The following is a 24,121-nucleotide window of genomic DNA, read 5'->3' on the forward strand; positions in this document are numbered from 1 at the left end:
CGGGCTATTAGCTTGGGAAGCTAATGTCCTACCACTGGACCAACGGCGCGCATACGGCTATTCCGTCCCGCTATACTTGAACGTAGCGTCTCGGAACCCACGAACGCTGAACCGAACGGTCGTCCAGAAACCATCGGATGACGGGAGGGTATTAATGCTGAGAGGCCCAACGGAGCGGTAATGACGAACACGGAGGCGTTACGGAACGAAACGGGTGTCGAGTTGCTGTTTTCGGAAACGGAGCTCGAGCGAAGACGCGAACACATCGTCGGGTTTATCGCCGATTTCGTCGACGACGCCGGTGCCGAAGGGGCTGTCATCGGGCTCTCGGGCGGGATCGATTCCACGGCGACGGCCTATCTGGCCGTCGAAGCACTCGGTGCCGACTCGGTCCACGGGCTGTTGATGCCGAGTTCGGCCAACCTCGATGCGGACGAAACGGATGCCGAACGGGTCGCCGAGGCGCTCGGGATCGAGTACGATACGATCGATATCAACCCGATCGTAGACGCGTTCGTGGACGCCGCACCCGACCACGCCGCGGGGGATCGAATGGCGCTCGGCAACGTTCGGGTCCGGACCCGAGCCGTATTGAATTACTTCCTCGCCAACGCCGAAAGCCGAGTCGTCCTCGGGACCGGCAACCGATCCGAGGCCGCGACGGGGTATTTCACGAAGTACGGCGACCAGGCGGTCGATTGTAACCCGATCGGGAACCTCTACAAGTGTCAGGTCCGCCAACTCGCACGCGACCTCGGCGTTCCCGAGGACCTCGTCACCCGGACGCCGACGGCGGCGATGTGGGAGGGCCAAACCGACGAGGAGGAGATGGGGCTGGGATACGACGACCTCGACGCGATCTTGGCGCTACACGTCCACGGCCCGCTCTCGAAACACGCGACGGTCGAGACGATCGACGTCCCTAGAGGAGCGGTCGATCGCGTCCTCGAACTCTACGAAACGAGCGCGCACAAACGGGCCATGCCGCCGGCCCCCGACCCGCTGTAGGACGCCGTTGGCGGGGCGAGCGAGGACGGGTCAAGACGAGTCGGCGAACTCCTTGAGCCGCTCGGCGTGTGTTTCGACGAGTGTCTCGAAGGCGGCCACCTCGATGTCTTCCCGTTGCTTTTCGTCCGTCCGACTTCTCAGACACGTCTTTATTTTTTCGAGAGCCGTCGGGTCGTTCTCTGCGACCTGTTCGACGACCGTACGAGGGTCCTCGACGACCCGGGAGACGAGTCCGATCCGGCGGGCGTTTCGGCTATCGATGACCCGACCAGACAGCGAAAAATCGAGCGCATCACCGAGGCCGACGGTCTCGGGCAGTCTGACCGTCCCCCCCCACGCGCCGAAGAGCCCGAACGTCACGCCCGGTTCCGCGAACGTCGCCTGCGGTGTCGCAATCCGCATATCACAGGCCAACGCAAGTTCGACGCCGCCGCCGCGGGCGGCCCCGTCGATCCCGGCGATCACGACCGAAGGACTGTTTTCGATCGCGTTCGCGGTCCGCTGGCCCCGCCTGACGAACGCCTCGACGTCACCGCCGTCGGCGACGCCCGCGACGGTTTCGAGATCCGCACCCGCACAAAAGGCGTCGCCCGCTCCACGCAGATATACCACGGATGCCGGCGGATCGCGGACCGCCGCTTCGAGTGCCTCGAGTCCGGCCGGCGTAATCGCGTTGCGTCTTCCGGGACGGTCGAACGTGACCACCCGCACCTCGTCCTGATCGTCGATATCGATCATTACTGGATGGCGGACGCTACGGGTCGTAAGTGCTGCGATCTCCCGGATCAGGGCCGTGGGAGTCGCGGTTCGGATAGCCGTCGACGACGACCGATCGATACGGGGGATACTGTCTTTCCAAACTGATTTGCCCCTCGCGTTCCTATGTGTCCGTAGATGGACGAAACCGCGCATGCTCGGGCCGCGTTCCGCGAAGGGATCGGCGATATCACCCCCGAAGCCCTTCGATCGCGCCTCGAGGGAGTGCTCGACTCGGCGTCGATGACCCCCGGTGCACTCACCGTATTGACGGCGACGGCGCTGGAGGAGTCGACCGACCTCGACACCGTCTCACGCCGCGGTGCCGGAGTCCAGATGAGCTACGAGGGACTCCGGCTGTCGCGTGAGCTCATCGATACCGACCCGTGGTCGAGCGGCGACCGGGAGAACGGCGATATGAACGCGATCGCCGCCGAGGTCCTCGTCGCCCGCGGATTCGAGTATCTCGCCCACACCGGTATCGCGATGGACGTCGTGGACGCGGTCCGACACTTCGGCCGCGACCAGACGCTCCGTGAAACCGCACGTAATCCGGCCGACCTCGATCGACGACTGGAAGCGGAGTTCGTCCGAATCGCGGTCAGAGCCGGAGCGGACGTCGTGCTGGGATCGGTTCCAGAACCGATCGACGCCCTCGCCGACGACCTCTCCGAGGAGCTAGGGACCGCTCCGCTTCCGGAGACTGATTCGGCCCTCGGCGGCGTCAGTGAACGGATCTCGAACGCGGTCGCGAGCCCCGATACGACTACGCCCGGGGAGTTCTCGCGGTCGTCCGGTACGTAGTGTGTCCCGTTGCCGGGAGCGAAACCGTATCACAGCGGCTGCGAATCGAAACGATTAATGCCTTGAAATTACGTTTAGACGAACTCGATGAGATTCTGCGCTGAATCGCTCTCACGAAAAGTTAAGGGGGGTAACGCGGGGAAGTCGTACTTAATGGAGACGACTCATCGCATCGTTACCGGAGACTCTCGCTCACTTTCGAAAATAGACGACGACTCCGTTGAACTGGTCGTTACTTCGCCCCCTTATCCAATGATTGAGATGTGGGACGAGCTATTCTCAGAACTCAATCCGGAGATAACAGCTTCTCTCGAAGCGGGCGAAGGGCAAGCCGCATTCTCTCAGATGCACGAGGAGCTTGAGAAGGTCTGGAAAGAGGTCAGTCGGGTGCTGGTCGATGGTGGCATCGCGTGTATCAACATCGGTGACGCCACACGGAAAGTGGACGGGAGTTTTCGCGTTTTCCAGAACCACTCCCGAATTATCAACGCTTTCGAAGACTTCGGCTTCGAGCCGCTACCTGAACTTCTGTGGCGCAAACCCGTCAATTCGGGAGCCAAGTTTATGGGTTCAGGTATGCTCCCGCCCAACGCCTACGTAACGCTGGAACACGAGTATATTCTCGTCTTCCGTAACGAGAAGGATAGTCGAACCTTCGAGCCGGGGTCGGAACGACGCTACAATTCGGCGTACTTTTGGGAAGAAAGGAACCAGTGGTTTTCCGACGTTTGGATGGAGATTAAAGGGGAGCTTCAAGCTCTTGAACAAAGCGAATTAAGGGAGCGTTCTGCGGCGTACCCATTTGAGATTCCATATCGACTCATCAATATGTATTCTGTCTATGGAGATACGGTGCTTGACCCGTTTTGGGGAACAGGCACGACATCGTTCGCCGCGATGGTCGCGGGGCGAAACTCCGTCGGATATGAGCTGGATGAGGAATTCGTGCAGTTGTTCAAGCAACGAGCCGAAGATATTCCGGGATACTCGCGTGAGGTCGTCAAACAACGGTTAGACGACCACAAACAGTTTGTTGAGGAGCGTCTGTCCGAGGGGAAGGACTTCAAATATCAAGCTGATAACTACGACTTCCCCGTCACGACGAAGCAGGAGAAACCGATTCAGTTCTACTCTGTCTCGGATGTTCGAGAAACCGAGGAGGGGTACGAGGTGTCACACAACCCCGTGGAGGATACGGATGTCCAGATTGAAGAAAACAAACAGGGTGGCGAAGTAGCTTCACTTTCGGATTTCTAACGGAGTTTCGTCGCTCTCAGAATTGCTTGACGGACGGCCAAATAGACGCTTTGATTGAGTGGTTCTCCTCATCGAGGGGGCGCGCTTCGGGAAGGTTCCAATTACGGCTTTGGCACGTCACGGTACGGCACGCCCGGTGGCTTTCATCACATTCATATACGGCTGTGTAGTAAAATCGAACGCGGAAGGCGGAAAATGGGTGTACGCACCTGCGTAGTGCCTGGGTAGCTTAGCGGTAAAGCGCGTCCTTGGTAAGGACGAGACCGCGGGTTCAAATCCCGCCTCAGGCTTCAGCACTCTTCCCTAAAGCCCAAAACGACATTCAGTCGTGGGTGGATCCATTCTCTCAGTCGTTGACGCGGATAGCCCAGTAGCTAATACCCACTGGTCCGTACGTTTCATACTGTCGGACGTAATTTCGTGAATACCTGAATCGTTTAGATAGACGAAACCGTACTGTAACACGACGCTCAGAGATTTTCGATTCAAGTAGTTACGTCCGACAGTATCAGTAGAGACAATGGACGTCGGACGGGACCAGATCCGAGACCGCTGCACGGCGGCAGTCTTCGAGCGGGGGCAAACCTATCGTGCCGAGGGGCGCATACAGCGACGGAACAGATTCGGAAGCCTCGTGACGGCGACTGTGCAGGGCTCACGACTATACGAGGTTGCCGTCGATCTCACCGAGGAGACCGTCAGTGCGACCTGCACGTGTCCGTACACCGGACCCGGGGACTGTAAGCACGTCGTGGGGGTACTGCTAGACGTCACCGAGAATCCGCCAGCGGACCAGAGCGAACGTATAGAAGGAGTGATCGACGACGTGTCGTCCGACGACCTTCGCTCGTTCGTCGTCGAGGAACTCGCCCGGAACCCCGAGCTGCGCGATCGGTTTCTCGCGCGGTTCGGCGACACGCTCGGAAAGTCGGTCGACGAGTACCGGACTGAGATCGAGCAACTGTTCGACGAACACGCGAGGGACGACGGGCTCGTCGTCGAGGCGACCGATTTCTCTCGGTTTCTGGATTCAGCCGGCCGATATCGGGAGCGCGGCCACCATCACGCGGCTGCGACGATCTATCGGGCACTCTTTGAGGGCATCGAGCGGAACATGGACCGCGTGGACGCCGCGTACGACCACTACACGGAGACGTTCCAGACCGCACTGGACCGCTACGTCGAGTGCATCCGGGCGGCTGATCTGAGCGACGACGAGTACCAGGCGCACGTCGACGTGATCTCGGAGCGAACCACCGAGGCAGTAGATTATCTGGCAGAGAGATACGCGGCCGCGCTCGAAACGTTGCGGACTGGATCCAACTGAACCGTCGCTATCCTTCGTCGCCGAGTAACTCGGCCACGCTTTCGACGGGCGCGTAGTACCCGCGCCGCTCCCGCCACGTATCGAGCCACTCGTCGGCGGTGTCACGGTCGAGATGCGCCGATTCGACACCGAGCACGAGCAGTCCGATCGGTCCCGTAACCGGGACCTCTCGCTGGCCGGCGACCTTTCGGGCAGCGAGGTCGTCGGTCGCAAGCGTTCCACGGTGTTCGATGGCACCGAGCAGTGATTCTGCTTCGCCGCGGTCCAGTCGGTCACGGATGTCCCGACCGCCGTCGTCGGCTGAGACGGGCCGAACTGGTAGTTCCCACCGAGCGCATCGACGGCGGTGTCGAGATACCCGTGGCCAGCGTCCAGACCACGCTCGAGTTCGTCACGAACAGCTGGAACGATGACTGGCGACTCCAGTACGGCAGCGAGGAACGAAACACTATCTGTACTGGCGAAGTTACTGACGACCGTAGTGTCGAGGATGACTGGCTGGGGGTACCCGCCGGTCATTCACTCGTCGAAGTTCCGTGCGACGTCGATTTCGTCTCGAAGATCGGCGTCCGTTCGTGGCCCGTAAAGCGCCGTAAATCCAGCCTCTTCGAGGACTTCCTCGAACTCCCAGCGAGACATTCCCGCTGATTCGGCAGCCTTCCCGAGCGAGATCTCGCCCAGAACGTACTGACCGACAGCGGTCGCTAGTTCGTCGTTCGCTTCGGGGCTGGTTGACGACGCCATCCTGTTCCAATATCGGGGCTGTGCGCGTAAGAATGTATCCCCCAAAGAGAGGTCACGTTCCAAATCCAGATCGTCCTTGCCGGGATTATAAATTGCCAGAGCTGGTGAGATCTGATACCCGTTAGAGGTGGAGATATCTGGGTGCCGCGTCGGGATCGACGTGCGGGCTCACGTCGAGAACGACCACGCCGTCGCCGGGATCGAAGTCGGTATCGTAGGTGAGCGGGGCCGGCGGGCCGTACGTGGGATATCCGAGCGTCGTGGGGAACATCGGGTGCTCGGCGCTGTCGTCGATCCAGGTGAGCGGTGTCCCGTCGGGGAGATCGGTCAGCGGGTCGGTTCGAGCGCCGGTCGCGGCGTCACATAGCGGCCACTCATCGGGCGACGTCAACTCGGCGTTGCGCCGGGGCGGCCAGGCGTCGAGACCGGGGACGCCCTCGGCTCCTGGTCGCGGTGTCGCCGTCGTCTGCAGTTGAACGAACGCCTCGCGATCGGCGCGTATCTCACGACGGCTACCGTCGTCCGGATCGACGACCGTCGCGGTCGGTGTCCGGACCCAACGGGCGACGAGGAGTTGCAGGTCGTCGACCCGGCGGGTGTATCGGTCGTGGACCCGGGCCGCGTCGAGGGCGAGATCGGTGGCTTCGAGCGCCGCCGGCTCGGGCTCCTCGTCCGGCGTCGCCGTGGCGTCGGGACGATCGGTCGTCTCTGGCGTGGCATCGGAACCGTCCGCCCCTCCACCGATACACCCGCCGATGCCGGCCGAAAGGACCGCCGAGAGCGCAACCAGTGTTCGCCGCCGGGATGTAGGCATTGTCGGAACTCCCTCCAGTGGGACGCGTTTGTCCCCCAGCATCAAAAAGCGGCACGTTTTCTCCTCTCGGACCCGGAACGTACTCGCGCTGGGACCCGCCACCCAGACCGCAGCCGGCACAGCCGTCGTCCGGGAGACGTTCGCCCGCTCCGGGCAGACGTCACCGCCCACGCGAGGCCGTCCGATAGCAGAAAATACGTCCGGTATATCGAGGGGCCGAACGGACGTGTCAGTGCCGAATATGTTCGTTATAAATAAATAAACTGCCGGGCTGTTTCTCCAGCCACGGCGTCGTAGATGGGGAGAACACTCTCCCACAGCCGAAGTTTGACACCGGTCGGCCACGTGCTTTCCCGTGCATGAGCGATGCCAGAGAACACGTCATCGAGACGTTCCAGGAGGAGCACCGTCAGACCAGAGACAAATGCCTCGAACTCTCGGACGCGATCGAGGCGGGCGACCTAGACCGCGCCGAGGAGCTGGTCCATGAAATCGATGTCGCGGCGGGGCCGCATTTCCAGTACGAGGAGGACGCGCTGTATCCGGCGTTAATCACGTTCTTCGGCGAGCAGAAAGTAAAGGAGCTGGTCGCCGAACACGACGAAGCGATCGAGGCCGCCGAGACGCTCGCCGACCTCACGAGTCAAGACGTCCTCTCCAAGGCCGAAACACAGGAGGCACTTCGGGCGCTGCCGAACATCATGGTCCACGTCAGCGACTGCGACGGGCTGACGGTCTACCTCGAAAAGGCCGACGACGAGGTTTTCGAAGACATCAAACGGAGCATGGAGGCGGCGAACGAACAGGGGCTGACGCTCACCGAGTACGACGAGACCGTCCGACCGAGTCCCGAGGAGATCGTCGCCTGATACCCGATCGACGACACACGCGATACCCGCGACCCAACATGGCAGACAAAACACGACGATGACAGAGAAATTCGTCCCACCGGAGCGCGTTGCTCGGGAGGCGGACACCGTGGTAGACGTCCGTCGTGAAGGGGAGTACGCGGACGGTCACGTTCCCGGTGCGGTCCACGTCCCGTTCGAGCAGTTTCGGGATCCGAGCGACAGGACGGAGGGAACGCTCCCGACGCCGGCGGCGTTCGCATCGCTTTTGAGTGGGGCCGGGATCGCCCCCGACGACCGAATCGTCGCCTACGACGGCGGCTGTGGCGTTTACGCGTCGCGGTTTCTGGTGACGGCGGAGGTATTGGGCCACGAAGCCGATCGACTCCGGCTCCTCGACGGCGACCTCGAAGCGTGGGCCCGGACACACGAGACGACGTCCGCTGTTCTCGAGACGCCGGAGACCAACTACGCGTGTCGACGGCTGGACGGCGGCCCCCTAATTAGCGCGGCCGAACTCGAAGACGCGCTCGATGGCGATGCTGTCGTCGTGGACACCCGCGATCCGATCGAATACGACACTGTCCACCTCCCGGGTGCGGTGAACGTCCAGTGGCGAGCCCTGGTCGATGGGGAGACACGGCGGCTCAAGCCACGAGAGGAGACGGCAGCGATCCTCGAAACCGACGGTCTCGTCCCCGGGAGACCGATCCGGCTCTACTGTAATACGGCTCGCCGGTTGAGCTTCGTCTATGCCGTGTTGTGTGAGCTCGGATACAACGACGTCGCATTCTACGAAGGCGGTATCGACGCGTGGGCGGCATACGGCGGGCCGGTCGAGACGACGGCCCCGGACGTCCCGTGAGGTGGGACGCGAATCGTGTGACACTGGTCTCGCCGGCAGTATCAAAAGTCCTCGACGTGCGGGCGGAGATCCAGTTCGAGCGTCCACGCACTGCGGTCCTGTTCGACGAGGTGCCAGTAGCTATCGGCGATCGCGTCGGGATCGAGAAACTCCGAGTCCTTTCGTCCGCCGGGGCCGTCCGGCGGGAGGATCTGTCCGTCGAGGACGACGTGGGCGACGTGAATGCCCTCGGGACCGAGCTCTCTGGCCATCGATTCGGCCATTCCGCGGCAGGCGAACTTCGCCGCCGAGAACCCGATCGCGTTCTCCCGTCCCCTGACGGACGTGGTCGCGCCCGTGAAGATGATCGTGCCGCCCCCGCCACTCGACCGCATGTCGTCGACGGCCGCCTGAGAGCAGTGCAGCGCCGCGCGCGGGCCGACGTCGAGTGCCCGCTGGAACTCCGGGCCGGAGACGTCCGTTAGCCCCTTCCAGGGGGCGGCGCTCGCGTGGTTGACGAGGACGTCGACGGGGCCGAGCGCGTCCCGAACCTCGCCGAACGCCCGATCGACGTCGGCCGGCTCGGCGAGGTCACAGCGAACGGCGACGGCCTCGCCCGCCGTCCCCCGGAGGTCGGCCGCCAGCGAATCGAGGTAGTCGTCGCTGCGCGCGAGTAGCCCGACCGCGAGTCCTTCGGACGCGAACCGTCGCGCGATCGATTCACCGAGTCCGGGGCCGACGCCGGCGAGGACAGCCGTACGGGTCATGCTGTCGAAGGCGAACGCGAGGCGTATATATTTCCCGGCGCTCGTCGGCGGTATCCGTCCGGCTACACGACGTTCGCGAGGGCCTGATCGAGATCGGCGATCAGATCGTCGACGTGTTCGACCCGAATCGATTCGGACGAACAGATTTTATATTGGCTGTTCATAGAGGGGCTGTGCAAACGCTGCCATCCGCAACAACGCATCTCGGGGTCGTGTTCGGTGTTCTCTGTGCTATTGGTGGGCTCGCGTTTCAGGGACCCGAGGGCGGCGTGTTCTGGTCCTTCGTGGGGTATTTCCTCGGGAAGTCGATACAGAGTACCGTCTGGGCGTTCGGCGGTGAGCATACGGCGTGACTCCAGTGTTTCGGCATCCATTACCGGTTCTCGAATACCTTCGCGACAAACGTTTCGCGGAGGGCGCATCACGGTACGGATGCAAATGGCTGAACAGCAACTCGATCTCCGGGAGATCCCGCCGCCACAACGGCACCCGAAGATCTTCGACGCGTTCGAGGAACTGAAAAGCGGTGAGGCTTTGACACTGGTCAACGATCACGAACCGACGCCGCTGTACCACCAGATGGCCGCCGAAATCGAGTCGTTCGACGCCGATGGCTACGCCGTCGATCGTGTCGGCCCGAACGAGTTCATCGCGACGCTTCCGAAAAAATAACGCCGGCACCCGTACGGCATTCGGCATCCTGTCTTCTACGACGGACCGCGGCCATCACCCGTCGCCGCGGTTCGATTCCCTAGGCAACACCTATGTCGGTCGGTCGGCAAGCCACGCTATGGGCGATCCAGCGTGTTACCGGGAGTACTGTCCGAAGTGTGACCTCCAGGTGACGATCACCGACGAGGAATGTCCGGAGTGTGGCGCGCACCTGCCGCAGGACAGCGACTGACGCCGTTCCCGCCGCGAACCGTCATCGCCGAGCCAGTTCCCGCCGCGAACCGTCATCGCCGAGCCAGTTCCCGCCGGCGACGGCCCCCCCCGTCCGAGCCCCGCCCCGGGTATGTCCGCAATACGCATCGACTCGGCATACACGGACGTACGCATTCACGCGCTTATCGGTATACATAGTACTCATCGTCGGCTTTCTGTTCACGATCGAGTCGACTCCCCGGTTTGTTTACGCGGGGGCGACCGGTTCGCACATCGCGGCGGAAGGTGATTCCGAGCGAGGAGAGGAACGCGTTCATCCCCTCCCGCATCGGCCGTGGCGAGTGGGCACGCCCACGTTCGCCCGAGGTTCCCTCGAACACGATCACTCGATCGGCAACCCGATCGATCACGAAGAGGTCGTGGTCGACGACGAGAACGGGGCAGTCCGTTCGGTCGCTGAAGCGCCGGAGCCGATCGGCGAGCGACACGCGACGCTCGACGTCCAAAAAGGCAGACGGTTCGTCGAGGAGATACGCGTCCGCGTCGCGGGCGAGACACAGCGCAACGCCGACACGCTGTAGTTCCCCGCCGGACAGCGAGTCGAGCGATCTGTCGTACAGCGCTTCGACGTCGAAGGGATCCCGGATCCTCGTCTTGAAGCGCTCCGAGTAGACGTCGGTGACGCTGGCAAATCGCTCTCGGACCGTTCCCCGACCGTCCGGCGTGATGTACTGTGGCTTGTACGAGACGGTCAGATCGTCGGGACCGTCGCCGTCGTCGGCCTCGATGCTCCCCGCGAGCATCTTCACAAACGTCGTCTTGCCGAGCGCGTTCTCCCCGACGATGCCGACGGACTCGCCGGCGGAGATCCCTCCCGGGTGGGCCGAAACCCCGAATCCGTCGAACTCCTTTTGAAGTGTCGGATATTCGAAAAGCGGGGGTCCGTCGGCGAACGCGCGGTCGGCCGCCGTGGCGAACTCGATCGAGTTGCGTCGGATCCGGACGTTGTCCCCTGTTAAATATCCGTCCAGAAACTGGTTGATGCCTTCGCGGGTCGATAGCTGCTGGGAGACGACGCCGAAGCTGCCGGGGTCGCCGTACAGGACGTGGACGTTGTCCGAAAGGAGGTCCAGCATCATCAGGTCGTGTTCGACGACCAGTGCCGACGCGTCGGCCTCCCTGATACGGTCGCGAATGATCCGCGCGACGGCGGTACGCTGTCCGACGTCGAGAAACGAGGAGGGCTCGTCGAACAGATAGAGGTCCGCATCGGCCATCAGCGCTGCCGCGATGGCGACGCGCTGTCGTTCCCCGCCCGAGAGGTCGTCCAACGAGCGGTCACGGACGGACCGCAACCCGAGTTCGTCGAGAAGCCCGGGGGCTTCCGGTCGGCCGGCCAGCAGCTGTCGTACCGTCTCGGCGTCGCCGTCCGGCATCGAGTCGACCCGCTGGTCTTTGTGAACGGTCGTGACGGTCCCGTCTCCGAGCCGCTCGAGGTGTGTCTGGATGGTCGTTCCACGGAATGACTCGATCGCCCGTCCCCAGCCGCCTTGGCCGTCGCTTCCGAAATTCGGGACCAGATCTCCCGCCAGAATCCGGAGTGCGGTGCTTTTGCCGATCCCGTTGCGGCCGAGCAACCCGACGACGGTACCGTCACTCGGCGCGGGGAGGTCGTACAGCCGGAACCCGTTCTCGCCGTACTGGTGGACGAGCTGGCCGGTCTCGGTGGGAAGCGGGACGATGCGGACCGCGTCGTTGGGGATCTTCTTTTCGACGAGTTTGTGCTCGCGCATCACCTTCGCGTCGTCGATGCGGAGTTCGCCGTCGTCAGTGACGTGGAATCCCTCGTGGCCGGACCGGTTCAGTGGGTCGTAGTTGACCGCGATATCACGCACCTCGTCCGTCACCGCCTCTTGATCGATGACCGCGATGTATTCTTGTTTCGTTGAGTCAGTTGGGGTGGACATGTGTTGTACTCCGTTCCGCATCGCGGACCGTGGGACGTCTTACGGGTGGATTTCGGTGTCCGGACGAATGAAGACTCCGGCGAAAGTATTCTCGATGAGAGACATCCGCGGGTCGTCTCCGGAGTCCATAGGATCGGCCTCGGCGGTCCGGCTACGATCGGCCTCGGCGTGTGGATGCCGCTTGCACGAGATTGGCGAGAACCAGCCCGGTCAAGACGAGCAAGACGAGCAGCTTCACCCCGATCAGCCGCCCGACTGCCGACCCGAGAAACGCGGCAAGCGATAGGTCGATGACACCCATCGTCTGATAGGTCCCCGTCACGAAGAACAGAAGGATGACGGCCGGGAGGTGTCTACGAAAGCGGTCTGCCTGCTGTTTCAGCGCGTCCGCGGCGACGGAGGATCGGAGCACCGGGATAATGAGGGAGTTGTGCCAGAGAGCACCCCCGATCCAGAGCGCGAACGAGCCGACGTGACCGAACCGAACCGCCCAGTCGACGATGCTGGTCCCCGTTTCCAGCCACGCGAACCCCCCGAGTGCCACCAGCGTCGAGGTGAGGAGGGCGGCCCGCACGTACGCCGTCCGCCGGGCCGAGCCGGCCCCGTCGACGCCGCCCCGACGGATCCCGACCCAGAGTACGGGGGAGACGACGGCTCCCGCGCCGAGCGCGGCCGTCCCGATCCCGGATGGGGCGAGGCTCAGGCCGGCTGCCGCACAGAGCGCGAACGACCAGACGGAGACGGTTTCGAGCCGCCGCCACCGATTCTGGACCCACCGGGCGGTGTTCGTGTCGTCGAAACGCGAGGCGTCGAAGAGCACCACTCGCCAGTAGAGCCCGCCGACGAGCGTCCCGTTGGCGATGACGACGGCCCACCAAAGCACCCGACTCAGCGGTGGGCTCCCCCAGTGGGCGAGCCAGACGCCGGCGAACGAACCGCCGAGCAACAGTCCCAGCACGATCCGCGATTGTATTCGGTCCAGGGAGAGCACGTCCCCGAGCGCAGCCGTCTCCCCGAGCTGGATCCCTCGATCGGCCATCGACGTTTTTAGGACGACCTAAAACAAAAGGGTGCGTGCAAATATATTCGGCACTCGGCCGACGTGGTACGGAACGGTCCCCCGTGAGTGGCGACGGGCCCACCGGCCGTCCTGTCCGGCGACGTGGCGTGTCGGTCATCTCTCGGCGGCCGGATATCGGATATCGGATGGACGGAGGACGAATCGCGTGACGGACGTATCACGGACGGACAGCGGCCCGAATCAATTCGGGATAGAACACATCCGTACCCCGGTGGTATCTCCCCAGAGATGACGCTCGAAATCGACCTTCGGAACTGTTCGGCTGACGAACGCCGTGAACGGCTCTTCGAGGCGTTGGAGGGAGCCGACGTCGGCGACGGCTTCGATATCGTCTCCGATCGGGACATCGACACGCACCTGCTTCGGTATCAGCTCCAACGTGGCCGTGCCCTGGAGTGGGAGTACGAACATCCCGACGCGGAACCGCGGGAACTTCGGGTAACCGCGGGGGACCCCCTCGACGACGGGGCACTCGGGACGATCGACGTCCGTGATCTGAAGCCGCAGCGGCGACACGAGGTACTCCTCGAGGCGTTCGACGATCTGGGGGCCGGCGAGGGGTTCGTGTTGGTGAACGACCACGATCCGAAGCCGCTGTATCACGAACTCCGGTCGATGCACGGCGACGTGATCGACTGGGAGTACGAGAACCGGGGGGCCGGCGAGTGCCGCGTCGAGATCGTCAAGACCGCCGACTCCGAGTTCGCCGCCGAGGACGTCGTCACCCGATACGACGTCCGCGAGATTCCGAAGCCGGAACGACATCCCACGATCCACCACCGCTACGGGATGATCCCGGAAGGCGAGACGATGGAGCTCATCGCTCCCCACGAGCCACGGCCGCTCCGTCGGGAGTTCCGCCAGCAGTACGGCGACTCGTTCACCTGGGACGTCGTCGAGTCGGAGCCGGGGCGCTGTCGTGTCCACGTCACGAAAGGCGACAGTACCGAGGACGACGCGATCGAGGTCACCGGCAAACTGGACGTCAGAGAGCTCCCGCCGGCCGAGCGTCACGAACGGATATTCGACGCCTACGACGGGCTGGACGTCGGCTCGGGATTCGTGTTGGTGAACGACCACGATCCGAAGCCGCTGTATCACCAGTTCGAGGCCGAAGCGGGACCGGAGTTCCGCTGGGAGTACCGCCAGCGCGACGCCGGCGAATTCAAGGTGTTGATCGGAAAGGCCGAGGCGGCCGTAGACGGTGCGGCCGGGGAGACGACGGAAGCCCCGTTTTGAGAACGGCAGTATCGAGCGCGCGCCGACAGCCGACGGGAAAACGGCCCCGATCGGGTATGAACACGCCTGCGAAAGCGGCTACTGTCGCCCCCTCGGGGGCGGGATGCTCGCCTATTTTTCGGTAAGCAGCCGCCTGAGCACGTAATGGAGGATCCCGCCGTGTTCGACGTAGGTAACGGCGGCCGGCGTACCGACCTGTGCCGTCACCGGGAACTCGACGGTCGAACCGTCCTCGCGTTCGGCGACGACGGTCAGTTCGTCCATCACGTCGAGGCCGTCGTCGAGCCCGCGAATCGCGAAGACCTCCGACCCATCCAGCCCGAGAGACTGCCACGAGTCGTCGTCGAACTGTAAGGGGAGTACACCCATGCCGACGAGGTTGTCGCGGTAGATGCGCTCGTAACTCTCGGCGATGGTTGCGCGGACACCCAGTAGATCCGTTCCCTTCGCCGCCCAGTCCCGGCTGGATCCGGTACCGAACTCCTCGCCGGACATCACGACGAGCGGTATCCCCTCCTCCCGATAACGGCGACTGGCCTCGAACACCGTGGTTTGTTCGTCGGTCGGATGGTGGACCGTGTAGCCGCCCTCGACGTCGTCGAGCATTTCGTTTTCGATGCGGACGTTGGCGAACGTCCCCCGCATCATCACTTCGTGGTTCCCCCGGCGTGCGCCGTAGGTGTTGAACTCGTACGGGTCGACGCCGTGATCGAGGAGCCACTGACCGGCGGGGAGGTCAGGTCCGAACGGTCCGGCGGGACTGATGTGGTCGGTGGTAACGGTATCGCCGAGCGTCAACAGACAACGCGCGCCCCCGATGTCGTCGACGCCGGGTTTCTCCAACGGGAAGTCCTGGAAGAACGGCGGTTCCCGGATGTACGTCGAGTCGTCGTCCCACTCGTAGACGTCACCGCTCGGCGCATCGAGAGCGGCCCATCGGTCGTCGCCCTCGTATACCGAGGCGTACTTCTCCTCGAACATCTCGGGGGAGACGTTCCCGTGAATGGCCGTCTGTACTTCCTCCGCATCGGGCCAGATGTCGGCCAGATAGACCGGGCTCCCCTCCGCATCGGTGCCCAGGGGCTCGTCTTCGAGGTCGATATCCATTCGTCCTGCGAGTCCGTACGCGACCGCGAGCGGTGGGCTCGCGAGGTAGTTCGCCCGGATCTTCGGATGAATGCGCGCCTCGAAGTTACGGTTCCCCGAGAGGACGCTCGTCGTCCAGAGGTCGTGGTCGTCGATCGCCTGCTCGATCGGGTCGGGAAGCGGTCCGGCGTTACCGATACAGGTGGTACAGCCGTAGCCGACGACGGCGTATCCGAGCTCTTCGAGATACGGGAGCAGCCCCGATTCCTCGAGATACTGCGTGACGACGCGGCTCCCCGGTGCGAGACTCGTCTTGACGTACGGCGGGACGTCCAGGCCCTTTTCGACGGCATTCCGGGCGAGCAGGCCAGCAGCGATCATCACCGAGGGGTTCGACGTGTTCGTACAGCTCGTGATGGCGCTCACGAGGACGTCACCGTGCCCGATCTCGACCGTCTCACCGTCGAGGTCGACCTCGACGCGTTTCGTCAGCGGTCCCAGTTCGGATTCGGTTCCGACCTGGACGCCGCCGTCGGAGCGGTGGTCCGATGCGATGTCGTTCGCTCCGCTCACGCGACCGCCATCGGTCTCCGCGCCGGCTGTGCCACCCTCGTCGAGCCACCGCTGCAGGGCGTCCTCGTCGACGTCGTCGAGGTCGTCCTCGAACTCGCCGTAGAGGAGCTTCCGGAAGCTCCCTTTTACGTCCCCCATCGGGATCCGGTCCTGTGGCCGCTTGTGACCGGCGAGGCTCGGCTCGACCGTTCCGAGATCGAACTCGACGACGTCCGTATACTCCGGCTCCTGTTCCCCGAACAGACCCTGTGCGTCGAGATACTCGCGGACGAGGTCGATGTGGTCGGGGTCGCGTCCCGTGAGCTCGAGATACTCGAGCGTTCGCTCGTCGGCCGGGAACATGCTGATCGTCGATCCCTGTTCGGGTGCCATGTTGGCGATCGTCGCCCGGTCGGGTACCGTGAGGTTCTCGACGCCGGGGCCGAAGAACTCGACGAACCGGTCGACGACGCCGACCTCACGGAGTCGCTCGGTGATGTGAAGCACGAGATCCGTGGCCGTCGCCCCCTCGGGCAACTCACCCTCGAGCCGAACGCCGACGACCTCCGGGAGTTTCATCGTGATCGGTTGGCCGAGCATCGCCGCCTCCGCTTCGATACCGCCGACACCCCAGCCGACGACGCCGATGCCGCCGATCATCGGCGTGTGGCTGTCCGTGCCGACGAGCGTGTCCGGGAGGAGCCAGTTCTCGCCGTCCCGTTCGCGGGCGTGGACGACGCGGCCGAGGTGTTCGAGGTTCACCTGGTGGACGATACCGGTCCCCGGCGGGACGACGTTGAAGTTCTCGAAGGCGTTTTGAGCCCACTTGATCGCCCGATACCGCTCGGTGTTCCGTTCGTATTCCAACTCGACGTTCTTTTCGTAGGCGTCCTCGGAGTCGAAGTAGTCGACTTGGACGCTGTGGTCGATCACGAGATCACAGGGAATCTCGGGTTCGACGAGCGTCGGATCCCGATTCTTCCGGTCGACCTCGGACCGAAGCGCGGCCAGATCGACGACCGCGGGAACGCCGGTGAGATCCTGTAGGACGACCCGTGACGGCGAAAACGGAACCTCAGCGTCCGGAACGTCCGGTTCCCAGGCGGCGGCGTTCTTGACGTCCGACTCGGTTATGCCCTCGCCGTCGGCGTTTCGGAGTACCGACTCCAGTAGGATCCGGATGCTCACCGGGAGCGTATCGAGGTCACAGAGCCCCTGTTCTTCGAGTACCCGAAGATCGGCCATCTTGTATGTCGTTCCGCCGACGTCGAGTTCGCGGACGGCGTCGAATGGCAACGTACCTGTCACAATACTCCACGCTTCGGCGAGTGCCATTATCAATCCCGTCCCGAACGTGATCGCACGAGACGGCCCGGACGCCACCACCGAACCAGCGGTGCTCCCGTCCCGCTCGTTCGTACTGATACTGCCGGACGTCCGTTCGTGAACGTCCGATTCGGTACATGTCCGAACCGCCGGTCGAACGTGGGTATCGAGTGGCCCGCGATTCACGTCGGTACGTCCGGCGGTATGAATCGACCCCACTGGATTCAAGTAGGCAAACGATGATAGTATATTCGAGAATGGCTGGTTCAGACGGGGCCGACACGCGTTCTAACCGCGGTAGCGAGTGGTACCGTCGGCTCGTCGAGCGGGCCAACACGATCACGACTGTCCTCGATCCCGACGGGTCAATCGTCTACGTAAGTCCCGCTATCGAGCGCGTGCTCGGACACGATCCCGCGGAGGTGGTCGGTGCGTTCGGCCACGAGTACGTCCATCCCGACGATCACGTGAACGTCGCCGAGGCCATCGAAGCCCTCCAGGCCGCGTCCGAGGACCCACAGACGGCCGAGTTCCGGCTCCGCCGGGCCGACGGCTCGTGGTGTTGGGTCGAAGCCACGATGTGGAACCAACTCGACGACGACGTGATCGACGGGATCTTACTCCACGGCCGGGAGGCCACCGAACGCAGGAAACGGGCGGCGGAACGCCACCGAACCAACGAGCGGCTGAAGATGGCGCTCGAGGGCGCGAACCTCGGCGTCTGGGATTGGGACATGCGAACCGACGAGGTCTCCCGTGACGAGCTGTTGACGAACATGCTCGGGTACAGCCGATCCGAAATGGGCGACCACCTTCGCGGCTGGGAGGACGTCGTCCATCCCGACGACAAGCGACGACACGACGAGGCGCTGTCCGAACACATCGAAGATCGGACCCCTTACTACGAGTGTGAGTACCGCCTGGAGACGATCTCGGGCGAGTGGAAGTGGGTCCGAACGATCGGAAAAGTCGTCGAACGGGACGAGGAGGGAACGCCAGTGCGGGCCACCGGGATACACCAGGACATCGACGACCGAAAGCGGGCCGAACTCGCGCTCGAAGCCCGCGAAGAGAAATACCGGAGCCTGTTCGAGGACATCCGTGACGCCCTCATGTTACTCGACCGCGACGGATTTTTGGACTGCAACGAGCGGACCCTCGGGCTGTTCGGCATCGACTCCGTCGACCGTTTCATCGAACACGCCCCCTGGGAACTCTCCCCGCCGAGACAGCCGGACGGAACCGACTCGAGGGAGGCGGCGATGGCACACATCGAGCGGGCCTTCGAGGAGGGCCAAGCGTTCTTCGAGTGGACACATCGGCGCGCCGACGGCACGACGTTCCCGGCTGAAGTCAAACTCAGCCGCTTCGAGGACGAGGACGGGCAGGCGTTACACGCGCTGGTTCGGGACATCACCGAACGCAAGGCACACCAGCGTCGGCTACAGGAACAGCGGGACAACCTCGAGGTACTCAATCAGGTGGTCCGCCACGATATCCGCAACGATATCCAGTTGATCAGCGGGCACGCGGGAATCGTCGAACAGGCGTGCGAAAAACCGGACGTACAGCACTCCATCGAGACGGTCTTGGATGCCGCCGCCCACGCCAACGAACTCACGACGTCGGCCCGGGAGATGGCGAACGTGATGCTCTCGGCGGAGGCCGAACTGAAGCCGGTCGGCCTCCGAGAGACGATCGAACGTCAGCTATCCGCGGTTCGGTCCACCTACTCCGACGCCCGCGTCGCGGCCGAGGGGACGATCCCCCCGGTCGACGTTCGAGCCCACGACATGCTCGATTCGGTCTTCCGGAACCTGCTGAAAAACGCCGTCCAGCACAACGACTCGGAGACGCCGGAGGTGACCGTTTCGGCGACGTGTCGCGACGACTCGGTCGTCGTCCGGGTCGCCGATAACGGACCCGGCATCCCGGACGCTCGGAAAACGGAGATCTTCGGTAAGGGCGAGGCGGGACTGGATAGCCACGGGACGGGGATCGGTCTGTATCTCGTCGAGACGCTCGTCGAGAGCTACAACGGTGCCGTCTGGATCGAGGACCGGACGGGAGAAAACCGTTCAAACGGTCGGCCGCGGGCCGACGATGCCGACCCAGGGGGTGCGGTGTTCGTGGTCGAACTGCCCCTCGCGGAGACCTAGCGAACGCGCTATTGGGACGTCATTCCTCGCGTTCGGATCCGGACGGGTCGAGAGCAGGGCTGTCGGGTGGGTCGGGAGTAGGGGTGTCGGACGGGTCGGGAGCAGGGGTGTCGGACGGGTCGGGAGCAGGGGTGTCGGACGGGTCGGGAGCAGGGGTGTCGGACGGGTCGGGAGTAGGGGTGTCGGATTCCGTCCGTGCGGAGCGCTCTACGGCCGCCCGGTACGCCGCCGAACGGTGGATGTCCGCCTCCCGGCGAAGCCCCACATAGAGCGTGTATACCATCACGAGAATGAGTACCGCAAACGGGAGCCCGGCCGTAACGACGGCCGTCCGGAGCGCGTCCAGTCCGTTCCCGAAAAGTAGGGCGACCGCCGTCGCTCCGATCAAAAGCGGCCAGATGGCCCGCTGACGGCGAGGGGTGTCCTGCCGACCGCCGGCGGTCAGATAGCTCGTCACGAGGGCCCCAGAGTCCGCCGACGTGACGACGAACGTCACCAGATTGGCCGTAGCGACCGTGCCCGTGAGTGCCGTGAACGGATAATGCGACAGCAGGGCGAACAACGCGACCTCCTGGCCCTGCGTCTGGAGGGGACCGGTGATGGTTCCCCCCGGCCCGTTCAGTTCGACGAATATCGCAGCCCCGTTGAACACCGCCATCCAGAGCACCGAGAACGCCACGGGCGCGAACAGGACGCCGGCGACGAACTCTCGGACCGTTCGGCCCTTCGAGATACGGGCGATGAACAGCCCGACGAACGGGGCCCACGAGACCCAAAAGCCCCAATAAAAGACCGTCCAGCCGTGTTGCCAGCCGGCACGGTCGCCGGCGAACGCCTCCGCGTAGAAGCTCAATTCGAGTATATTCCCGAGATACGCACCGAGACCGCTGTTGAACGCGTCGAGGAGAGGCACCGTCGGGCCGACGAAGAACACGAACCCGAGCAGCGTCAGCATCAACACGACGTTGACACCGGACAGACGCTTGATACCGGCTTCGAGGCCGGCGAGGACCGATACCGTGGTGATCCCGATCAGCGTCGCGATGACCAACGCGGTCGTACGGATCGTGGCCGGAAATCCGCCGCCGGCGTACTCCGTGGCCAAGAACCCGAGCCCGGCGGTGATCTGCAACGCGCCCAACCCGACCGCCGTCGCCAGTCCGAAGACGGTCACGATGACGGCGGAGAGGTCGACGACGTGGCCCGGCCAGGCGTGGATCCGGTCGCCGAGCAGCGGATACAGGACCGACCGAAACCCGAGCGGGAGCCCGCGGTTGTACGAAAAGAAGGCGAGTCCGAGGCCGACCACGCCGTAGATCGCCCACGGGTGGACCCCCCAGTGGAACATCGTAATGGCCGTTGCCGCACGGCCGGCGGCGGGCGATCTGGGCGCGGCATCGAAGAACGAACCGCCGCCGGAGAGGAAGTGATACATCGGCTCGGCCACGCCAAAAAACAGGAGACCGATCCCCATGCCCGCCGAAAACAGCATCGCCAGCCAGGCCCGCCGGGAGAACTCCGGCCGCGCGTCCGGGCCTCCGAGCCTGAGCGTGCCGTATCCGCTGGCCCCGAAGGCGACCAGCGCGACGAGAAAGACGTTCACGGACAGCACGTACAGCCAGCCGAACGAGCCGTTGACGTAGTCGAAGACCGCGGTATACGCCGTCGCTGCCTGGCCGCCCGATCCGATCGTGACCGCGAGGAACCCGAGGACGAGCGCGATCGAGAGCGGAAAGACGACGGGGTGTACGTCGAAGCCGAACCGCTGGACGTTGTCGTCCCACGGCTCTCGCTCCACCGCTGCGTGGAACAGGCGCTCCCGGGTCGTCGGCTCCCCTCCGTCCGACGTACGTTCGGTACGATCCGACACGACTGGACGTGCCCTCTCGTGTCGAACGCATAAAACCACGGGGACGCTCCCGTCGAAAACGGCGGGCCAGGTCGGGAGCCCCGCCCCGCTTCGGGGGCACTACGTCGTAATCCGTTCGGGATATCCGCCTCCACGGCGGGGCTCGACCGGCCCTACCGGGCCGCAAGAACGGCCCGTCAGCGCCGGCTACGTTCGGGACGGGACGACCCCTCGCCCGTCGGAGTCGAGGAGGTCCCACTCGTCGGGGACGAGACGGCCTCGCCGTCGAGCCGTCCGACGAGCGAGCCGATGTAGCCGAAGACGTTACGGTACCCGTACGCGGACAGCAGTATCGGGTAAAACGGCTCCTCGGCGAGTAGGGGGTCGCCGTCGGCGGCGGCGAACGCCTCGCCCTCGGCGACCCGTTCGAAGTTCTCGACGAAGACGTCGTACGTGTCCGCGTCCTGTTTCGGGATCTGCTTGTCGAGCCGAAACACCGGCAGTGGGTGGTGTCTGGGGGAGTCGACCTCCCCGGAGAGAGCGCCGACGGCGACGAGAAACTCCCGTGAGAGCCGCTCTGCGTTCCCGGCGGCGGCGGCCGAGCGCTGGAGGCCACACTCGAGTTCCACCACGTTCGGGTACGAGATCAGTCGCCCCGTGCTGTACCCCGCCGTCTCGACGAGCGCCTCGACGGAGAGGTACGGACAGATCGATCGCGCGTAGCCGTCGAGTTCGTCGACGAGCGCGAAGGGTGCGGCGTACGACTGCGTCGAGTGCAACGAGAGGATCTCACAGCCGCGGATCTCGTTGAGCAACTCGTGGGCGAGTCGCCCTTCGTGGGTATCGGCGTCGGGACCGCCCGGGAACGCACGGTTGAGGTCCTCATCGACGTATCTGACGCCGCGGGAGAGCGCCCGTTCGTTCGCGACGATGAGTTTCACCGGCCGCCCTACGTCGGGGTCGTCGCTCACGATCGCCTCGACGGCTGACGGGCCACAGGGCTCGTCGCCGTGGATACCGCCGACGATGGCGACCTCCGGCTCACCGTCGCCCAGCGTCTCGACGCGCATCTGTCCGGCCCTAACGTTCCGCGTAGTATGAACCCCGCGCTTTCGGCGGCGGAACATATCGATCGAAAGCGAGCCGCGCGCCGTCTACAGTTTGCCGGCCTTCTGCAGCTTCATCAGGTCCTCGGTATCGAGGGTTTCGCCTTCCTTGAACTTCTGGTAGATCTCCTCGGCTTCCTCCTTTGCGGCCTCGCGTTTCTCCGAGCGGGCGTCCTCGCGTTCGGCCTCCTCTTCTTTGTCGAGTTCGCGGAGCCGTTTTTGGACGCGGACGAAGTCCTCGTGGTGGCGGTCGGCGGCCTCTTGGGCCTCGACGAACTTGTCGTGCCACTCGTCGGCCTCGTCACGGATGTCGTCGGCCTCCCGATAGGCCTCGATCATCTTGTTGTGGTGCTCTTGGGCCTTGTCGGCCAGTTCGGTCACCTCTTGGTGGTGTTTCGAGGCCTCCGCGCGGACCTCCTGGGCCTCGGATTTGATCTCCTCGAGGTCGCCGCCCTGATCGAGTTTCTCCTCGCGGTCGGAGAGCTTCTCGCGTTTCTCCTCGATCTTCTCGATCAGTTCGCGCTCGTCCTCGCTGGAGAGCACCTCGGTCTGCTGTTTGAACTCGAGGTCCTCGATCTCCTCTTTGAGCTCGTCGACGTTCTTGCCCTCGTTCAGCTCGAGATCGTCCTTGAGTTCGTCGACCTCGTCGAACAGTTCGTTGGCCTTCGCGTTGAGCTCGTTTCGGCTCTCTTTGTGCTCTTGGACCTGCTCGTTGAGTTCGTCGCGCTTCTCGCGGTGCTCTTGCGCCTCGTCGACTTTCTCACGCGTCTTGGCGTTGAATTCGTCGCGTTTGGAAGCCCGCTCGGAGGCCATCTGGTTCAGCTCATTTCGCCGGTCCCGGAGTTGCCCGGCGAGCTTGATGAGCTGGCCTTTGGATTTGTTTTCGAGGTCGTCGTCTGTCAGTTCTACGTTGTCGGATTCGTCGATTGACTCTGCCATGGTTGATCACGTTACTCCATTACCGCTCCGGCCGCGGACAGCAACCGCTGCTGAAAGATCGGTCGCCGTATGAGGAAGGTTCCCTGTCATTCTGGTCGGCTGACGATGCTGTCGAACGCCGGATGCGTTCTGGTAGGTGTACATATAGTATATCTCTATTTAACTTTTGTGGAGGGTATATCCCATGGAAACTGCTACCACGGCCCGATAGCAGCGGGGAAACGCGCTCGCGTAGCGTTTGGACGGGTATATAAAGCGTCGGGCGATACCGCGGACATGAACCAGCGCGTTCGGGCGGTCGGACACGAACACGTCACCGCCGAGCACACGAGTACCCTCGAGTTGACGAGCGACGACTGGCTGACGCCCGCGGGCGACTGTATCCTCGGTGTCGAGGCGACCACGACCCCGGCGGAGTTCGGGGCGGCGTTCGTCGACGCCTGCCGGTCACGCGAGGCGACGATCACCGCCACGCTGCGGGTCGATGGCCACGAGCAGACGATCGAGGGGTCTGGCCACCCCAAGCTGTGCTTCGAGGACGACCGGAGCATGGTCGTCCGAACCAGCGACTACGTCGACGACCGGACGGTGATGATCGAGGCCGACACCGCCGCCGTCGACGTCGACCGGGGGATCGTCGCGGCCCTCGCCGCCGGTTCCGACATCGAGTGCGTCTTCGAGGTCGAAAAGTAACGGACCTTCGGCCGACGCGGGGATCGGTGGCGTGAGGACCGACCGGCCGACGGGGGTGAACCCGGACGTT

22 protein-coding genes and 1 tRNA gene are annotated in these 24,121 nt (G+C 63.8%); 12 read left to right on the top strand and 11 right to left on the bottom strand.

All coding sequences use genetic code 11. The annotated features are described in order from the left end of the window. The first annotated feature begins 180 nt into the window (after window positions 1-180). Window positions 181-1,008, top strand: a complete 828-nt coding sequence (locus HZR14_RS02230) for an NAD+ synthase (protein WP_181691239.1) — start codon at window positions 181-183, stop codon at window positions 1,006-1,008. A 30-nt stretch (window positions 1,009-1,038) separates the two neighbouring features. Here HZR14_RS02230 and HZR14_RS02235 read toward each other — a convergent pair whose 3' ends face one another. After that, window positions 1,039-1,746, bottom strand: coding sequence for an enoyl-CoA hydratase/isomerase family protein (locus tag HZR14_RS02235; RefSeq protein WP_181691240.1), 708 nt, complete (start codon window positions 1,744-1,746; stop codon window positions 1,039-1,041). A 156-nt stretch (window positions 1,747-1,902) separates the two neighbouring features. Here HZR14_RS02235 and HZR14_RS02240 point away from each other — a divergent pair, with 156 nt between their 5' ends. The 4 genes from HZR14_RS02240 (at window position 1,903) to HZR14_RS02255 (ending at window position 5,152) form a co-directional block, all read left to right on the top strand. Next, on the top strand, window positions 1,903-2,568 hold the full coding sequence (locus tag HZR14_RS02240) for a DUF7114 family protein (RefSeq protein ID WP_181691241.1): 666 nt from the start codon (window positions 1,903-1,905) through the stop codon (window positions 2,566-2,568). 153 nt (window positions 2,569-2,721) lie between these two features. Continuing rightward, complete coding sequence (locus HZR14_RS02245; RefSeq protein WP_181691242.1) at window positions 2,722-3,825, top strand: DNA-methyltransferase; 1,104 nt, start codon at window positions 2,722-2,724, stop codon at window positions 3,823-3,825. Window positions 3,826-4,043: 218 nt separating this feature from the next. Next, window positions 4,044-4,115 (top strand) — tRNA-Thr (locus HZR14_RS02250). A gap of 356 nt (window positions 4,116-4,471) precedes the next feature. Then, on the top strand, window positions 4,472-5,152 hold the full coding sequence (locus HZR14_RS02255) for an SWIM zinc finger family protein (protein ID WP_220132409.1): 681 nt from the start codon (window positions 4,472-4,474) through the stop codon (window positions 5,150-5,152). 7 nt (window positions 5,153-5,159) lie between these two features. Here the strand turns inward: HZR14_RS02255 and HZR14_RS14710 are convergent, their stop codons facing one another. The 3 genes from HZR14_RS14710 to HZR14_RS02265 form a co-directional block, all read right to left on the bottom strand. Then, the gene (locus tag HZR14_RS14710; protein WP_489675059.1) at window positions 5,160-5,432 is read right to left on the bottom strand and encodes a PIN domain-containing protein; all 273 of its coding nucleotides are present in this window, start codon (window positions 5,430-5,432) and stop codon (window positions 5,160-5,162) included. A 239-nt stretch (window positions 5,433-5,671) separates the two neighbouring features. Then, a complete protein-coding gene (locus HZR14_RS02260) occupies window positions 5,672-5,896 on the bottom strand; it encodes a UPF0175 family protein (protein WP_181691244.1) in 225 nt (74 codons plus the stop codon). A 121-nt stretch (window positions 5,897-6,017) separates the two neighbouring features. After that, complete coding sequence (locus HZR14_RS02265) at window positions 6,018-6,710, bottom strand: hypothetical protein (protein WP_181691245.1); 693 nt, start codon at window positions 6,708-6,710, stop codon at window positions 6,018-6,020. A gap of 359 nt (window positions 6,711-7,069) precedes the next feature. Between HZR14_RS02265 and HZR14_RS02270 the strand changes: the two genes are divergently transcribed. Together HZR14_RS02270 and HZR14_RS02275 are read left to right on the top strand one after the other, a co-directional pair. Continuing rightward, window positions 7,070-7,579 carry a hemerythrin domain-containing protein gene (locus HZR14_RS02270; protein WP_181691246.1) on the top strand — a complete coding sequence of 170 codons (510 nt, stop codon included), beginning with the start codon at window positions 7,070-7,072 and terminating at the stop codon, window positions 7,577-7,579. A gap of 58 nt (window positions 7,580-7,637) precedes the next feature. Then, window positions 7,638-8,423, top strand: a complete 786-nt coding sequence (locus HZR14_RS02275) for a sulfurtransferase (RefSeq protein ID WP_181691247.1) — start codon at window positions 7,638-7,640, stop codon at window positions 8,421-8,423. A gap of 41 nt (window positions 8,424-8,464) precedes the next feature. Here HZR14_RS02275 and HZR14_RS02280 read toward each other — a convergent pair whose 3' ends face one another. Then, window positions 8,465-9,169: an SDR family NAD(P)-dependent oxidoreductase gene (locus HZR14_RS02280; RefSeq protein WP_181691248.1), complete on the bottom strand. Its 705-nt coding sequence runs from the start codon at window positions 9,167-9,169 to the stop codon at window positions 8,465-8,467. Between the two features lie 173 nt (window positions 9,170-9,342). Here HZR14_RS02280 and HZR14_RS02285 point away from each other — a divergent pair, with 173 nt between their 5' ends. Both HZR14_RS02285 and HZR14_RS02290 read left to right on the top strand, forming a co-directional pair. Then, window positions 9,343-9,522 carry a hypothetical protein gene (locus HZR14_RS02285; RefSeq protein ID WP_181691249.1) on the top strand — a complete coding sequence of 60 codons (180 nt, stop codon included), beginning with the start codon at window positions 9,343-9,345 and terminating at the stop codon, window positions 9,520-9,522. A gap of 85 nt (window positions 9,523-9,607) precedes the next feature. Beyond that, window positions 9,608-9,841, top strand: coding sequence for a DUF2249 domain-containing protein (locus HZR14_RS02290; protein ID WP_181691250.1), 234 nt, complete (start codon window positions 9,608-9,610; stop codon window positions 9,839-9,841). Window positions 9,842-10,236: 395 nt separating this feature from the next. On the opposite strand, the gene HZR14_RS02295 is transcribed toward HZR14_RS02290, so the two are convergent. Together HZR14_RS02295 and HZR14_RS02300 are read right to left on the bottom strand one after the other, a co-directional pair. Continuing rightward, entirely contained in the window at window positions 10,237-12,021 is a 1,785-nt protein-coding gene (locus tag HZR14_RS02295) for a ribosome biogenesis/translation initiation ATPase RLI (protein ID WP_181691251.1), read from the bottom strand. 151 nt (window positions 12,022-12,172) lie between these two features. Beyond that, window positions 12,173-13,060 carry a hypothetical protein gene (locus tag HZR14_RS02300; protein WP_181691252.1) on the bottom strand — a complete coding sequence of 296 codons (888 nt, stop codon included), beginning with the start codon at window positions 13,058-13,060 and terminating at the stop codon, window positions 12,173-12,175. Between the two features lie 270 nt (window positions 13,061-13,330). Between HZR14_RS02300 and HZR14_RS02305 the strand changes: the two genes are divergently transcribed. After that, a complete protein-coding gene (locus HZR14_RS02305) occupies window positions 13,331-14,341 on the top strand; it encodes a DUF2249 domain-containing protein (protein WP_181691253.1) in 1,011 nt (336 codons plus the stop codon). Window positions 14,342-14,452: 111 nt separating this feature from the next. Here the strand turns inward: HZR14_RS02305 and HZR14_RS02310 are convergent, their stop codons facing one another. Then, window positions 14,453-17,314 carry an aconitate hydratase gene (locus HZR14_RS02310; RefSeq protein WP_181691254.1) on the bottom strand — a complete coding sequence of 954 codons (2,862 nt, stop codon included), beginning with the start codon at window positions 17,312-17,314 and terminating at the stop codon, window positions 14,453-14,455. Window positions 17,315-17,562: 248 nt separating this feature from the next. Between HZR14_RS02310 and HZR14_RS02315 the strand changes: the two genes are divergently transcribed. Further along, on the top strand, window positions 17,563-19,464 hold the full coding sequence (locus HZR14_RS02315) for a PAS domain-containing protein (RefSeq protein WP_181691255.1): 1,902 nt from the start codon (window positions 17,563-17,565) through the stop codon (window positions 19,462-19,464). A gap of 19 nt (window positions 19,465-19,483) precedes the next feature. On the opposite strand, the gene HZR14_RS02320 is transcribed toward HZR14_RS02315, so the two are convergent. From HZR14_RS02320 to HZR14_RS02330, 3 genes are all read right to left on the bottom strand, one after another. Then, complete coding sequence (locus HZR14_RS02320) at window positions 19,484-21,334, bottom strand: BCCT family transporter (RefSeq protein ID WP_370464940.1); 1,851 nt, start codon at window positions 21,332-21,334, stop codon at window positions 19,484-19,486. Between the two features lie 176 nt (window positions 21,335-21,510). Continuing rightward, complete coding sequence (locus HZR14_RS02325) at window positions 21,511-22,383, bottom strand: M14 family metallopeptidase (protein ID WP_181691256.1); 873 nt, start codon at window positions 22,381-22,383, stop codon at window positions 21,511-21,513. An 84-nt stretch (window positions 22,384-22,467) separates the two neighbouring features. After that, entirely contained in the window at window positions 22,468-23,358 is an 891-nt protein-coding gene (locus HZR14_RS02330) for a coiled-coil protein (RefSeq protein ID WP_181691257.1), read from the bottom strand. Window positions 23,359-23,634: 276 nt separating this feature from the next. Between HZR14_RS02330 and HZR14_RS02335 the strand changes: the two genes are divergently transcribed. Continuing rightward, the gene (locus HZR14_RS02335; protein ID WP_181691258.1) at window positions 23,635-24,051 is read left to right on the top strand and encodes a DUF371 domain-containing protein; all 417 of its coding nucleotides are present in this window, start codon (window positions 23,635-23,637) and stop codon (window positions 24,049-24,051) included. Window positions 24,052-24,121: the final 70 nt, after the last annotated feature.

Source organism: Natronomonas salinimetallica, from assembly GCF_013839515.1.
Taxonomy (GTDB): Archaea; Halobacteriota; Halobacteria; order Halobacteriales; family Haloarculaceae; genus Natronomonas.

Excerpts from the sequence above, each read along its gene's own strand:
- HZR14_RS02230 (WP_181691239.1), top strand. The coding sequence starts at position 181 with ATGACGAACACGGAGGCGTTACGGAACGAAACGGGTGTCGAGTTGCTG.
- HZR14_RS02235 (WP_181691240.1), bottom strand. The coding sequence starts at position 1,746 with ATGATCGATATCGACGATCAGGACGAGGTGCGGGTGGTCACGTTCGAC.
- HZR14_RS02240 (WP_181691241.1), top strand. The coding sequence starts at position 1,903 with ATGGACGAAACCGCGCATGCTCGGGCCGCGTTCCGCGAAGGGATCGGC.
- HZR14_RS02245 (WP_181691242.1), top strand. The coding sequence starts at position 2,722 with ATGGAGACGACTCATCGCATCGTTACCGGAGACTCTCGCTCACTTTCG.
- HZR14_RS02260 (WP_181691244.1), bottom strand. The coding sequence starts at position 5,896 with ATGGCGTCGTCAACCAGCCCCGAAGCGAACGACGAACTAGCGACCGCT.
- HZR14_RS02265 (WP_181691245.1), bottom strand. The coding sequence starts at position 6,710 with ATGCCTACATCCCGGCGGCGAACACTGGTTGCGCTCTCGGCGGTCCTT.
- HZR14_RS02270 (WP_181691246.1), top strand. The coding sequence starts at position 7,070 with ATGAGCGATGCCAGAGAACACGTCATCGAGACGTTCCAGGAGGAGCAC.
- HZR14_RS02275 (WP_181691247.1), top strand. The coding sequence starts at position 7,638 with ATGACAGAGAAATTCGTCCCACCGGAGCGCGTTGCTCGGGAGGCGGAC.
- HZR14_RS02280 (WP_181691248.1), bottom strand. The coding sequence starts at position 9,169 with ATGACCCGTACGGCTGTCCTCGCCGGCGTCGGCCCCGGACTCGGTGAA.
- HZR14_RS02290 (WP_181691250.1), top strand. The coding sequence starts at position 9,608 with ATGGCTGAACAGCAACTCGATCTCCGGGAGATCCCGCCGCCACAACGG.
- HZR14_RS02295 (WP_181691251.1), bottom strand. The coding sequence starts at position 12,021 with ATGTCCACCCCAACTGACTCAACGAAACAAGAATACATCGCGGTCATC.
- HZR14_RS02300 (WP_181691252.1), bottom strand. The coding sequence starts at position 13,060 with ATGGCCGATCGAGGGATCCAGCTCGGGGAGACGGCTGCGCTCGGGGAC.
- HZR14_RS02305 (WP_181691253.1), top strand. The coding sequence starts at position 13,331 with ATGACGCTCGAAATCGACCTTCGGAACTGTTCGGCTGACGAACGCCGT.
- HZR14_RS02310 (WP_181691254.1), bottom strand. The coding sequence starts at position 17,314 with ATGGCACTCGCCGAAGCGTGGAGTATTGTGACAGGTACGTTGCCATTC.
- HZR14_RS02315 (WP_181691255.1), top strand. The coding sequence starts at position 17,563 with ATGGCTGGTTCAGACGGGGCCGACACGCGTTCTAACCGCGGTAGCGAG.
- HZR14_RS02325 (WP_181691256.1), bottom strand. The coding sequence starts at position 22,383 with ATGCGCGTCGAGACGCTGGGCGACGGTGAGCCGGAGGTCGCCATCGTC.
- HZR14_RS02330 (WP_181691257.1), bottom strand. The coding sequence starts at position 23,358 with ATGGCAGAGTCAATCGACGAATCCGACAACGTAGAACTGACAGACGAC.
- HZR14_RS02335 (WP_181691258.1), top strand. The coding sequence starts at position 23,635 with ATGAACCAGCGCGTTCGGGCGGTCGGACACGAACACGTCACCGCCGAG.